Source organism: Streptomyces sp. CNB091, assembly GCF_000377965.1.
Genome location: NZ_KB898998.1, coordinates 325,119 through 337,636 on the forward strand (window position 1 = coordinate 325,119; position 12,518 = coordinate 337,636).

Here is a 12,518-nt window from a genome sequence, read left to right on the forward strand (position 1 = left end):
GACTGCTGGAGATGCGGTCAGAAGGGGCGGAGTGCCCTTGCGCTACGCACAATGCGCCATCGTGCGATCTATATTCTTAGGGCAACCCGGGCTTGTCAATGTCTGATTCCCTTGCGGGCCGAGAGTCGGGTGCGAAGCAGTCAATGGCAGGGCCCGCGCTGTCACCGCGCGGGCCCTGCCACGAGGTCCTGGACTGTTCGCTGTTCGCCGCGTGGCTCGGACGAGGAGGGTCACCCCCGAGGGAAGTCACCACGCAGCAGCCCGCTCCCTTCAGGTGCTTCCGCAGGATCGTGCCCGGTCAAGGACACCTGGTTCCGCTCATCGACGAAGACGACCCGCGGCTTGAGTCCACGAGCGTCCTTTTCAGACATCTGGGCGTAGGCGATGATAATGACGAGGTCTCCGGGGCTGATGAGCCGTGCTGCGGCACCATTGATACCGATTATTCCGGAGTTCCGCGGCCCTTCGATGACATAAGTGGACAGCCGGGCACCGTTATTGATGTCGACGATGTCAACCTTTTCGCCGGGTAGCAGGTCGGCTTCCTCCATCAAGTCGGCGCTGATGGTCAGGGACCCCACATAGTGGAGGTCGGCCTGCGTGACGGTCGCCCGGTGGATTTTGGACTTCATCATGGTGCGATACATGCTGGTCAACCCTCGAATCGTAGCTGGGATGAATGAGTCGGCGTGCTAGATGGCGACGGCGTGAAAGACGCAGCACGCCCCCAATAGAGAACTCATGGGATGTGCCGCTGAGTGGAATTGCGCTGCCTCTAGGTATGCGCGCCGATTATCAGGCCGCCGTTGAACTCGGCACCGAGACTCAGTAAATGACGGCAAGACGATCGTGGACGACCATAGAGGCACGGGCCGACTATAACCGGAGGCGTCACTCGGCTCGCTGCCCCGCGTGCGTCCGGTCTGCCTTGGTGGCTCGATCAGAGTGCTGAACTCCTTGACAAGGCGCGGGACTGCCTAAGAGGATGCAGGTCAAAGTGGCTGAAGTGTGCCGCCGTTCAGTGGCACCCAGCATGGATAGTCCCACTCGCGGAGTGCTATTGGGTCGGAGAGTGGGCCCGTCGGGAGCCTCCGACCCCTGCACTGGCTTTGGTCCTCCTGCCGCAGTTGCGGCTGCCCGTGAGTCCGGGAGATCGGCATGGATTTCTCATGGGCCGAAAGCTCTCTAATGACCAGGAAGTTCCACAGTGTCCAAGTTGTCTCTTATCTGTGTCCCTTTCGCAGGCGCCAGCGCTTCCTACTTCCATTCGTGGCGGGTTCACGCGGCGCCCGATATTGAGTTGGTACCGGTGCAGATGCCAGGGCGTGGGCGGCTGATCGACCATGAGCCGGTGCGGAGCGTCCGCGAGGCGGTGGCCACCGTCCTCCCTCAACTGCTGCCGAGCGTCGGGGGAACGAGAGTGGCACTCTTCGGGCACAGCAGTGGGGGCGTGCTGGCTTTGGCTCTGGCTCAGGAGCTCGCTACTCGGACCAACGTCGAGGTGATCCGGCTCTTCGTGAGCGGAGCGCCGGGGCCCGGCAGCCGGCGAAACCAGCGCGCGACAGGTCTTCCGGACAGGGAGTTCATCGAGCGCATCGAGGACTTCGCGGGATACCGGCATGTGGCTCTGGAAAACCCCGAGATGCGAGAGCTGATCCTGCCCGCGCTTCGCGCCGATGTGGAGATGTACGAAGGGTTCGTCCACGATCCTGCTGTCGAGCTGCCTGTGCCGATCACGTCGCTACGTGGCCGGGAAGACGACCACGTGAGCCTCGCCGAGGCGCAAGACTGGTCGGAAGTCACCAGCGGCGACTTCGAGTTCGTGGAGATGGAGGGCGGTCACATGTATCTGAACGAGTCGGCGTCCGAGGTGCTGCGCGTCGTTCGCCAGGCCACCCGGACGTCACCGTGAAGACTTGCTACTAAGGAAGCCAGGCGGGAAAATGAAAGAACTGCAATCCTGGAACGCGGCGCACTTGGCTTCCCTGGTGGATGTTTTTTTGAGCTCCGTTGCCAAATGTCCGGGCCAGGTCGCGGTCAAGTGCAACAACCAAGAGTTCACCTATGCCGAACTGGACCGAGAGTCTTCGGTCATGGCCTTGGGGCTGCAGAACCCGACGCTGTCGCCAGGGCAGCCCATCGGCGTCCTCCTGAGGCGCTCCGCGGGCCTGGTGGTCGCCGCGGCGGCCGTCCGCAAGGCTGGATTCTTCCCGCTTCACCTCGACCCTTCCTCTACGGCAGCCTGGTCCCAGTCCCTCCTCGGCGAGGAAGGACCGTCCGTCGTGGTGACCTCCGCCCAACTGGCGGACCGCGTATCGTCGGGCGTCGAGCGGTTCTTGGTAGAGGACGGTCGTCCGTCCGAGCTGGCCGTGGAAGTCTCCCACCAAGGCATTCTCCCAGGAATGTGGGGCGGCCTCCTTAGTGGTGACTGTGAACTCATTGCCCCCGGCAGCGTCGCCCAGACGACGACGGAGTCGGCACTGTGTTCCATCTTCGCCGAGGTGCTGGAGCGCGAGTCGGTCGGCGTCGACGACGACTTCTTCCTCATGGGCGGTCACTCGCTTCTTGCCACTGACCTGCTGCAAAGGGTTCGAGCTGCCTTCAAGGAACCTCAGTACCGCAAGCTGCCGTTCTCCCAGATATACCGCACCTCCACCGTGGCAGAGCTCGCGCAGTGGTTGGAGGGTGCCGCGGCCGAGACCGCTCCGGCACCCGGGTGGTCGGGGGAGGGGCCCGTACCGCTGAATCCACAACAGGCCGACATGCTCGTGCAGTACGTCTTCGACCCTCAGGGGCTCAACCAACATTGCATGATGGGCTGGAGGGTCGAGGGCGAACTGAACCACGACGCGATGCGAGGTGCCGTCCGCCATGTCCACCAGCGGCACGAATCCCTGCGCGCCTCTTACCGGCTCGAGGAGGAGGCGGTGGCCGAACCGCTCAACGCGCCCGCACCGGACGTGACCATGCTGGCGGCGCAGACGCCCGCCGACGCCGACGCCCTCCTCCGCGCCACCCTGGCCGAGCCCTTCTGCCTGGAGAACGGCGAGATTTGGCGGGTGGTGACCATTGCGGTCGGCGGGACTACGTCCCATCTGATCGGCATCGCCGCGCACCACGTCGCGGTGGACGGCTGGTCCGAGTCGATCCTCGCAAGGGATCTCAGCCGGGCCTACCACGCGGTTCTCACCAACGCCCTCGTGCTGGACGAGCCTGCGCCGACCATGGCTCAGGTGGCCTCGGCGAGCCTGGCGTCGGTGGATGCCGCCGAGCTTGAGAGGCAACGCGCTTACTGGCAAGACGAGTTGGTTGGCATTCCCTTGCTGGAGTACCCGGGAGCGCCGGCCGGGCACGTCACCTGTGCCCCGGAGGTGCTGGAAATCCCGTTGCCGACGGGCTGCCTCGATCGGGTCGAACGGCATGCCGAGGCGCTGGGCGTCACGCCGTACATCGTCCTGTTGACCGCCTACGGCCGGGCACTGGCGCAGGTGACAGGGCAGAGGGACTTTGGTGTCGGTACTCCCGTCGCTCTGCGCGGTGACAGCGTGCTTGACGGTGCGGTGTCGTGCCTGATCGACGTTGTATGCATCCGATTGCGTGTTACGGGCGGGACGTCGTACACAGAGGAGATCGGGCAGGTTGCCGCTACGGTCCGCCGCGCGTTTGCCGCGCAAGACGTGCCGTTGGCCGAGGTGGTGCAAGAGGTAAACCCGCCCCGCGGCCAGCGTCCGCCGCTGTTCCAGAACATGTTCGCGTTGCAGAACACCGCCCCGGCGGTGCTGGACCTGCCCGGGGCGCGGTCGGAGCCCTTCCGCCCCGCGCCCCTCGGACTGCCTACCGAACTCGTTGCCGAACTATGGCCGTTCCGGGTTGACGGCCCGCACTTGGTCGTCAGCTATCGGCCCAACCGCGTGTCGGCCGACTGTGCCCGTCTCCTGGGATCGAGGATGCTGGCCCAGCTCGACCACCTGGAGACGTTCTGAGCAGGCAGCTTGCCTATTCACGGGCTGACGGTGAGGTTGCTTCTGGCTCTTGACAATGGCTGGGCGGGCTAAGAATATGTAGCCCACAGTAGTTGCGGTGTGTCGCCGCATAGTTGTATTACGTAACTCTGGGACATCCCGCATTGGCCAGAGAAGCACTCCTCCACACTTCTGGGGGAGCTGATGTCGAACACGTCCCACACGGGCGTCGATTGTTGGTGGAACGCGCAGCCCGTCAGCGCCCCGGGCGAACTTTGGATCGTCCGGGACGGTCTTGCCTCTGATTACCACAACCGGCTGTCGACTGACCGCCGATCGTTTGCCCACCGACCTCATCAAACCGGGCCGTCACCTAGACCGCACTGGGGAGCACGTGCGCGGTTGCTGAATTCCGGCTCGGGGCCGACAGCCACCTCAAGAATCGCCTGGATGCGCGCGGCTGCTCGGGCGTGACCACTGCCGTGGCGATGCTGCGACTCGGGTCGGCGTCCCTACGACGTGGCGGCTCTTGGCAGCGGGATCGGCACCGCAGGGCGGGCAGTCCTACTTGTCGAGATATACCACCCGTGGTCATGTTGCGTACCGTCTCCATAGGGCCCGGCGCTATCCCGCCGTCGGCGACGGGAAAGGTCAACCGCCCAAGAACTCCCAAGCCCGCACCGGTACCTGTCGCCGCGGTAGACGCATTTCGACGCTGAGCTGGGCCGATGCCCTGCGATGCCGACTGGGGTACTCGGTTACTGCTCCGGGGCCGGCCTCGCGGATGCCCACGGCGGCAGCATGCTCACGAATCCGACGTGCGTACTGCTTAGCGACGAGGGCGAATGGGATGACGCGCGGGCTGGCGAGTTGTATCGCTTCCCGCGGACCCTGTGGCGGGTTCCGAGGTCGTGGAATCCGTTGCCGGGCGTTGCCGGCTGCCTCCTTCTGACCGGACGGTACGCGTCGTCCGGCCCCTACCGGATGGAACCGGCTGACCGGCTGGCCGGTAGACCGGCGAGCCGCAGCCCGCCCTCACCACTCATGAAAGAGGCGTCAACACATATGGAACCCACCTGTCCGTACCGGCGGAACAACGGGATGGTGCCGGTGGACCCTTGCATGGACTACCTCGCGCTCCAAGAGACCGAGCCTATCCGGCGGGACGACGACCTCGGCGTCTGGATCGTCACGGGGTTCGAACAGGTGAGAAAGCTGCTGCGGAATCCCGCGCTCTCCTCGGCATGGCCGGAGAACGGCACCACGCATCTTCACGACCAGCAGGAGAGCAGAGACGGCGTTCGACGCACCTCCGACATTGTTCGGCGCTGGTTCATGTTCAATGATGCCCCGAGGCATCAACGGCTGCGTGGCCTGATCGCACCGCTGTTCTCCACTTCCAGGCTTGCCGAACTCCAGCCCTTTGTTGAGGAGTCGGTGGATCAGCTGCTCCACGGTGTCGCCGGGCAGATCGACGTCATGCTGGACCTGGCGGTGCCTCTGGCGAGCCGGGTCGTATGCCGGCAGATCGGGCTACCGCCAGAGGTGGCCCCGCGCATCGCGGCCTGGGCCTCGGAGATCGACGCGCTGCTGGTTGCCGACTACCTGCCCGAGGTTGTGGAGCGGGGAACCAGAGCGCTGGAGGAGATCGAGCAGGCGGTGGCCACAGCCAGGGCCGGATCGGAAGTACCCGCGGGGTCCGCGCTGGAGATCCTGTCGCATGCGTTCGGAACAGGACTGATCGAGGAGCTGGACATCGCTGCCACGGCGAGCCTGTTGATCTTCGCCGGGTTCGACACCACTTCCACGTTCATCGGCAAGGCCGTCCGCGCACTCATGCACACCGAACAGTGGAGTGCTGCGGCATCCGAGCGGATTACTTCGCTCGTGGAGGAACTCTTGCGGTTCGACACCTCGGTGCAGCAGGTGGCGCGCATCGCGGTCGAGCCCGTCGAGATCGAGGGGCACCGAATCGAACGCGGCGAGTTGGTTCTGATGATGCTCGGTGTGGCGAACCGCGATACCGACGCCTTTACGAATTCGGACGTGCTGGACCCCGGGCGGCAGTCCAGCAGACACCTGGCCTTCGGCTACGGCGCGCACTACTGCCTGGGCGCTGGGCTGGCTCGGATGGAGGTCAGCGCGGCGTTGAACGGCCTCGTGAAGCGATTCAGCCACGCAGAACTGGCCGAACCCCCGGTGCTGCGGCCCCACAACGGTGTCACTGTCCTTGAGCACCTGAGGCTGAGCATCCGCAACTGAGATGAGCAGCCGCAGCTTGCCGAAACGCAGTTCCAAGAACCTCAAAGAGGCTTCAGACAGGAGTGGTTGTGACTACGGAGACCGCGCAGGGCACTGTGCCGCAGATGGTGGAGGAGAGAGCGCGCCTTACCCCTGACACAGTGGCCGTGGTCCTCGGGGGGCCGAGCGCCGATTCTGTCCGGCTGACCTACCGGGAGCTCTGGGACGCCGCCGGATCCGTCGCGGATCGACTGACACCGCTACCGGGCTTCTCCACCGGCGCGCTTATCGCGACCCTGTTCCCGCGCGGGATCCAGGGAGTGATCAGCCAACTTGGCGCATGGCGTGCGGGCGCCGCTTATCTGCCGCTGGACGGATCGCTGCCCGAGGCTCGACGCAACGCCATCCTGAGCGATGCTCGGCCCTTCGCCGTGCTGTCCCCCGGAGCCGGGCCAGCAGGGGTGCTGGTGGAAACGGCCGCAGAGCCGGGCTCCATCGAGAAGGCCGACGCCGAGGTCGCGTATGTCATCTACACTTCGGGCTCGACCGGCACCCCCAAGGGGATCGAGGTTGGCCACGCGAGTCTCGGCAACCTCGCACGCTGGCACCGGGACACTTATCCGACTGGACCCGGCGTGCGGATCGCGGCTTTCGCTGGACTGGGATTTGACGCTTCCGTGTGGGAGGTGTGGTCGACGCTCGCGAGCGGCGCCACGTTGGTGCTGCCCGTCGGCGTTGGTACGGCGGATATCCTCGCCGTGTGCCGCTTCATGGATGACTGGTCGATAGAGCAGAGCTTTCTGAGCACCCCGCTGGCGGAGCAGATGTTCGGGGTGGACGAGCCGCCCCGGTCACTCAAGATCCTTACCACCGGTGGGGACAAGCTCCGGGTCGCTCCCCCCATCGGATTCCCGGCTGCCGTGTACAACCACTACGGCCCCACGGAGGCGACCGTCGTGACGACGGCCAGCGACGACCTGCGTAAGTGGGCGGACCATGAGGCGCCTGCCATCGGGCGCCCCATATCAGGCGCCGAGGTCCGGCTGATCAACGACGACGGGGCAACAGTCACCGTGCCGGGCGAAGCGGGAGAGCTGCTCATCGGGGGCAGCATCCTCGCCATCGGCTACAGGCGTGACGAACCGTTGACCCGGAAGCAGTTCGTACGGGAGACGGATGGCAGCAGGTGGTACTCCTCGGGGGACATCTGCCGCTGGACCACGGACGGAGAGCTGGAGTTCGTCGGCCGCCGAGACTCGCAGGTCAGCCTGCGTGGATACCGGATCGAGCTCACGGAAATCGAGCAGGCATTCCTGCGCATCGCCGGCGTCCAGCAGGCTGCGGTAGCGGCGCGCTCGGACGCGGACGGCGGAGAGCTGGTGGGCTTCTACTCGGGCGAGAAGGCGGAGGACGCAGTACGCCGCGAACTCACGCTCGTACTGCCGGGATACATGGTGCCGAACACTCTGCTCAAGCTGGAGGAGATCCCTCTGAACGCCAGCGGCAAGATCAACCGTCCCGCCCTGCTCGCACTGTTGGCTGAGCCCTCCAGGACGCCGGACCCGGAAGGTCCTCCGGCCGACGACGCCGTTCAGGTGAAGCTGTCGGAAATCTGGAGCGGGGTCCTCGGCCGCGTGCCCGCCCCCAAGGACAACTTCTTCGAGATCGGCGGCCATTCGCTGAAAGCCGCCCGCATGCTGGGCTCGACTCGCAAGGCCTTCGGCATCCCGCTGCCGTTCGACGTGATATTCAGCAGCCCGGTTTTTGAGGACTTCGTCGCGCAGGTCGGCGAGCAGGTCCGGATCAAGGGGCTCTGACCGTGGAGACAATCTGGGACCTGGTCCTCGAACAGGCGTCGCGTACGCCCGATGCTCCCGCCGCAGTCGGCGAACAGGATTACTCCTACCGGGACATCGTGCAGCGAGCCGATGCCCTCGCGGCACTGATCCGGCAGTCGGCCGAAGCGGGGTCCCTGCTGGCACTTGAGACATCCAGCCCGGTGAGCGGGGCACTGGCACTGTTGGCGGGCGCGCGATCCGGCTGTGCGATCCTGCCGCTCAACCTCGACTCCCCGCCGACGCATCGAGAGCGCATCCTTGCGGACGCCCGCCCCGTCGCAGTGATCCGAGCGGTGAAGGAGGCCGTGTTCACGGTCGCCAACCCCGGGACGGAGGCGGTGAACGAGGGAGGCGGGCGGGAACTCCGTGACGTGGCCTACGTCATGTACACCTCGGGCTCGACTGGCAAGCCCAAGGGCGTGATGGTTCCGCATGACTCTCTCGCGTCGCGAATCCGTGCGCTGGCGGAGGTACCCGGGCTGCGGGCGGGGGAGACCATCCTCGCCATGACGGCGCTGTCCTTTGACATCTCTCTGGCCGAGATGTTGGTGCCGCTGGTAGTGGGAGGCAAGTTCGTCGCGGTGCCGGGCGAGGCCCGGCGGGACCCCGAGGTCTTCGCGGAGTTCGTGGCACGGCATGCGCCGGACGTCATCCAGGCGACCCCGAGTTTCTGGCGGCTATTGCTTGCCGGTAGTGACGACGAGGCCATGTACCCGCACCGCATCTGGTGCGGCGGAGAGCCGCTCACCTCAACCCTCGCCGCCGACCTGCTCAGTCGTGGCGGCGAACTGTGGAACCTCTACGGGCCCACCGAAGCGACGATCTGGGCCACCGCGGCGCACATCGAGCGCCCGGACGCCATCTCGCTGGGCGACCCATTGCCGGGCTGTGGGCTCTTCTTGAACGAGGAGGAGGAGATATTCCTCTACGGCGAGGGCCTGGCCTCCGGATACTTGGGACAGGAGGAGGTCACCGCCGAGCGGTTCTCCGTACAGAACACCCCGCGAGGCCCGGAGCTCGCCTACCGCACTGGTGACCGGGGCCGGTGGGCTGCTGACGGATCGCTGACATACCTGGGGCGCGTCGATGGGCAGATCAAACTGCGCGGCCACCGAATTGAACTTGGCGAAGTGGAATGCGTGATCGAGGAACACCCCTCGGTGACAGAGGCGGTGGTGCTCGTCCGGGACGCGGATCGCGCGGAGCGTGCATTTATGGCCGCTTTCGTCGTCACCGACGAAGGAGTGACTGCTGACGAGATGAACGCCTGGATACGTACCCGGCTGCCGGTCAGCCACTGCCCGAGCCGAATCCGTTTCGTGCGGTCGCTCCCCCGGAACACCTCGGGGAAGATCGACCGTGCCGGTCTGGCCCATGCTGACCTGTAGCGAAAGCGCCTGTGAATGAACTCTGAAACAGAATCCCTACGCGGTACGGTAGTGCGAGCCTGGCAGGAGACCCTGGAAGCCGAACCTGCGTCGGACGACGAGGATTTCTTCGCGGCGGGGGGAAATTCCATTCTAGTTGTCCAGCTACAGCGCAGGCTCGCCAAAGCGCTCGGCCGTCCGGTCTCGCTGCGGCAGATTCACGACGACCCGACGGTCGGCGGGCTGCTCGGGCTCGGGACCTCGCTCCTGTCTCCGGCGGAGCCTGAGACCGAGGTCCTGCCACCGGGCCTGACACTCTATTGCCTGCCGTACGCCGGGGCATCGGCCCGAATGTACGACCATTGGAAGGACCTGCTGCCCGCCTCGGTGAAGGTGGTGCCGCTGGAACTTCCGGGACGAGGCTCCCGCTGGTCCGAGCCGGCGCTGACCGAGCTTGCCCCGCTGCTCGATGACCTGATAGGCGCCATGGACGAGGCGCGTCACGCGCCCTACGCCGTGCTTGGCCACAGCTTCGGTGGCGTACTGGCCTTCGAGCTCGTCCGGCACCTGATGAGTCAGGGTTTTCCGACGCCGCAGCGGCTGTTCGTCTCCGCGTGTCTGGCCCCGCACGAGGCCACTCCGACCGAAACCAACTACGACCTTTCAGACGCCGATTTCATCGAAAGCCTTCGGAGGGTGCGCGGCACACCAGAGGAACTACTGGAGAACGAGGAGCTCATGGAGCTCTACATTCCCACGATTCGCGCGGATTACACGGTCCTGGACCTATACGAGGCGCCCCCGATCGCCCCATTGGGATGTCCGGTATCTGTCTTCTACGGCGTTGATGACCAGGATGCGGCCAGGGAATCGATGGACGCATGGGGTAGCTACAGCGATGACGAGGTCGTCGTCGAGGGGATTTTTGGCGACCACTTTTTCCTGCGTGACTCCGAGGAAGAGTTCCTGGAGAAGTTGTGCTTTCATCTCGGGGCGAGTCGACCGAAGAGCAGTAAACTACTCGATAGTAAGGAACTGTCCGGATGACCACTCAGCTCACGACCCAGCAGCGACAGTCCTGGGCATCCTTTCGTAAGTTCGCCGATGCGTTCATTGCGCCGGAAGCCCAAGCCGCGGATGTGCAGGAAGGCATGCGGCGCGGACTCATCAAGGAACTCGGCAGCGCAGGCTGGATATCCTCGCTCCTCCCTGAGGAGTGGGGCGGTTCCTCGCTGGACATGGTGAGCTACGGCCTGATGGCGGAGGAGATGGGGCGTACCTGCCAAAACGTTCGCAACTTCGTGGCCTGCGCGGACATGGTCTCGTACTCTGTGTGGAAGTGGGGCGCCCCGGAGCTGAAGGACCGGTGGCTCAAGAGCATCGCCTCGGGTGAGACCATCGCGGCGTTCGCGCTGACTGAGCCGAAGGTCGGCAGCGACGCCAAGAGCGTGGAAACGGTGGCGGTGGCCGACGGCTCCGACATCGTCCTGACGGGCGGTAAGAAGTGGATCAGCTTTGGTGAGATCGCCGACGTGTACCTGGTCTTCGCTCAGTACGAAGAGAAGCACACGGCCTTCCTTGTCGAACGTGATACGCCCGGCCTCAGCGTCGAGCCGCTGCGGGGTCTGCTGGGGCTGCGAGGCTCGTCGCTCGGCGAGATCGCCCTCGACGGCTGCCGCGTACCGGCGAGCGCCATGGTGGGAATGCCCGGCGGTGGGCTCATGTTCGTTGCGTCCGCCGCGCTCGACATCGGCCGCTACAGTACGGCCTGGGGTTGTGTCGGGCTCGCTCAGGCCTGCCTCGAAACGGCGTCCCAGTATGCACAGGACCGCATGCAGTTCGGCACAGCGATCATCGACCACCAGTTGGTCCAGCGGATGCTTGCCGACATGCTGACTAGTACCACCGCGGCCCGGCTGCTGTGCCTGGAGGCCGGAGCCGTCAAGGCCGAGGGCGGCATGAGCGCCGTGAACCAGACCCTCATGGCGAAGTATTTCGCCTCGACCACGGCGAACCGGGTGGCGGCGGACGCCGTCCAGGTCCTCGGGGCGTACGGCATCGGTACTGATTCGCCGGTCGGGCGGCTGTTCAGGGACGCGAAGGTGATGGAGATCATCGAAGGAACCACCCAGCTCCAGCAGGCAATGCTAGGCAACTGGAGTGCCAGCGTGAAGCATCCTACGGACGGTGTCACATCAGCCTCCTGAGCAGTTGCGCCCGCCTGCTGGGCGGCGGACGACGTGAACCTCGGGATGTTCGGCTGGGCCTTGGTGCCGCGGGCGGTGATGGGTGACCGTTGCCGACTGGATCCGCGCTGGACGGGTCGCCTGACAGCCGCGTAGCACAGGTGGTTGTAAAGTCGTCGACATTCTCGACTCCCGGGCACGTCTACGTGGTGTGCAGCGTCTTGCGGGCGGTCACTGTCTGCGGCGCGGTGTCGCGATCGTCGGACTGGCCGATGGGCTGGGGCCGTACCACTTCGGGCCGTCATCCTGCTCGCCGTTTGGACAACGTGGGGCGGGCCGCGCTGTTCAAGTTCACCGCGTGACATGTCGATGCCGGCCACGGTGCCCGGCTCAACGGCCTGCTCAACGTGGCGCCCCTTGCGTTTGCCGTCGCGGACGTGCCGTCCCACCAGATCGCCGCCGTCTTCGTGGCCGGGACTGGCAACCTCAACAGCGTCGCCTGGCTGATCACGACGTTGCAGGAGCAGGCAGGGGCCGAGGAGGCAAGATGGCCTCGCTCCGGGTTTCGTCGATCGGCGTCGGCACTGTTGCCCTCGTGCCTCTGGTCGGCACACGGCAGCAATCTCCCTTGGTGGGTTCCTTAGAGGACGTCTCACGTGGTGACTTTCGCAAGTCTTTTGTAGCAGGTCAGGGCTGCGGCGAGGCCGAGGAAGGCAAGGAAGTGGCTGCCCTTTCGTTCGTACCGGACGGTGAGTCGGCGGTAGCCGAAGAGCCAGGAGATCGACCGCTCGATCTTCCAGCGGTGCCGACCGAGCTGCTCGCCGGACTCGATACCGGGACGGGCGATCCGCGCGATGAGGTTCCGGCTGCGGAGCCAGCGGAGGTGCTCCGCGGAGTAGTACGCCTTGTCCGCCCGTACCTTCA

The 12,518-nt window shown here is 65.4% G+C and carries 9 protein-coding genes; 7 read left to right on the forward strand and 2 right to left on the reverse strand.

Features of this window, described 5'->3' with window-relative positions; translation table 11 throughout:
- Window positions 1–230 precede the first annotated feature (230 nt).
- A complete protein-coding gene (panD, locus tag D581_RS0118095; protein WP_018958626.1) occupies window positions 231–647 on the reverse strand; it encodes an aspartate 1-decarboxylase in 417 nt (138 codons plus the stop codon).
- A gap of 560 nt (window positions 648–1,207) precedes the next feature.
- Between panD and D581_RS0118100 the strand changes: the two genes are divergently transcribed.
- From D581_RS0118100 to D581_RS0118130, 7 genes are all read left to right on the forward strand, one after another.
- Window positions 1,208–1,912, forward strand: coding sequence for an alpha/beta fold hydrolase (locus tag D581_RS0118100; RefSeq protein WP_018958627.1), 705 nt, complete (start codon window positions 1,208–1,210; stop codon window positions 1,910–1,912).
- A gap of 31 nt (window positions 1,913–1,943) precedes the next feature.
- Complete coding sequence (locus D581_RS0118105) at window positions 1,944–3,983, forward strand: condensation domain-containing protein (protein ID WP_020679214.1); 2,040 nt, start codon at window positions 1,944–1,946, stop codon at window positions 3,981–3,983.
- A gap of 1,101 nt (window positions 3,984–5,084) precedes the next feature.
- The gene (locus D581_RS0118110; RefSeq protein ID WP_403908662.1) at window positions 5,085–6,224 is read left to right on the forward strand and encodes a cytochrome P450; all 1,140 of its coding nucleotides are present in this window, start codon (window positions 5,085–5,087) and stop codon (window positions 6,222–6,224) included.
- Between the two features lie 68 nt (window positions 6,225–6,292).
- Window positions 6,293–8,020, forward strand: coding sequence for a non-ribosomal peptide synthetase (locus tag D581_RS0118115; RefSeq protein WP_018958629.1), 1,728 nt, complete (start codon window positions 6,293–6,295; stop codon window positions 8,018–8,020).
- 2 nt (window positions 8,021–8,022) lie between these two features.
- Complete coding sequence (locus D581_RS0118120; RefSeq protein WP_018958630.1) at window positions 8,023–9,429, forward strand: amino acid adenylation domain-containing protein; 1,407 nt, start codon at window positions 8,023–8,025, stop codon at window positions 9,427–9,429.
- 15 nt (window positions 9,430–9,444) lie between these two features.
- A complete protein-coding gene (locus D581_RS01000000137420; RefSeq protein WP_078625870.1) occupies window positions 9,445–10,455 on the forward strand; it encodes an alpha/beta fold hydrolase in 1,011 nt (336 codons plus the stop codon).
- Window positions 10,452–11,615 carry an acyl-CoA dehydrogenase family protein gene (locus tag D581_RS0118130; RefSeq protein WP_018958632.1) on the forward strand — a complete coding sequence of 388 codons (1,164 nt, stop codon included), beginning with the start codon at window positions 10,452–10,454 and terminating at the stop codon, window positions 11,613–11,615. Before D581_RS01000000137420 ends, D581_RS0118130 begins: the two co-directional genes overlap by 4 nt.
- Window positions 11,616–12,246: 631 nt before the next feature.
- Here D581_RS0118130 and D581_RS0118140 read toward each other — a convergent pair.
- The coding region (locus D581_RS0118140) for a transposase (RefSeq protein WP_018958634.1) at window positions 12,247–12,518 on the reverse strand (272 nt) is incomplete at its 5' end.

Coding starts and splice junctions, on each gene's coding strand:
- panD (WP_018958626.1), bottom strand. CDS start 647: ATGTATCGCACCATGATGAAGTCCAAAATCCACCGGGCGACCGTCACG.
- D581_RS0118105 (WP_020679214.1), top strand. CDS start 1,944: ATGAAAGAACTGCAATCCTGGAACGCGGCGCACTTGGCTTCCCTGGTG.
- D581_RS0118110 (WP_403908662.1), top strand. CDS start 5,085: ATGGACTACCTCGCGCTCCAAGAGACCGAGCCTATCCGGCGGGACGAC.
- D581_RS01000000137420 (WP_078625870.1), top strand. CDS start 9,445: ATGAACTCTGAAACAGAATCCCTACGCGGTACGGTAGTGCGAGCCTGG.
- D581_RS0118130 (WP_018958632.1), top strand. CDS start 10,452: ATGACCACTCAGCTCACGACCCAGCAGCGACAGTCCTGGGCATCCTTT.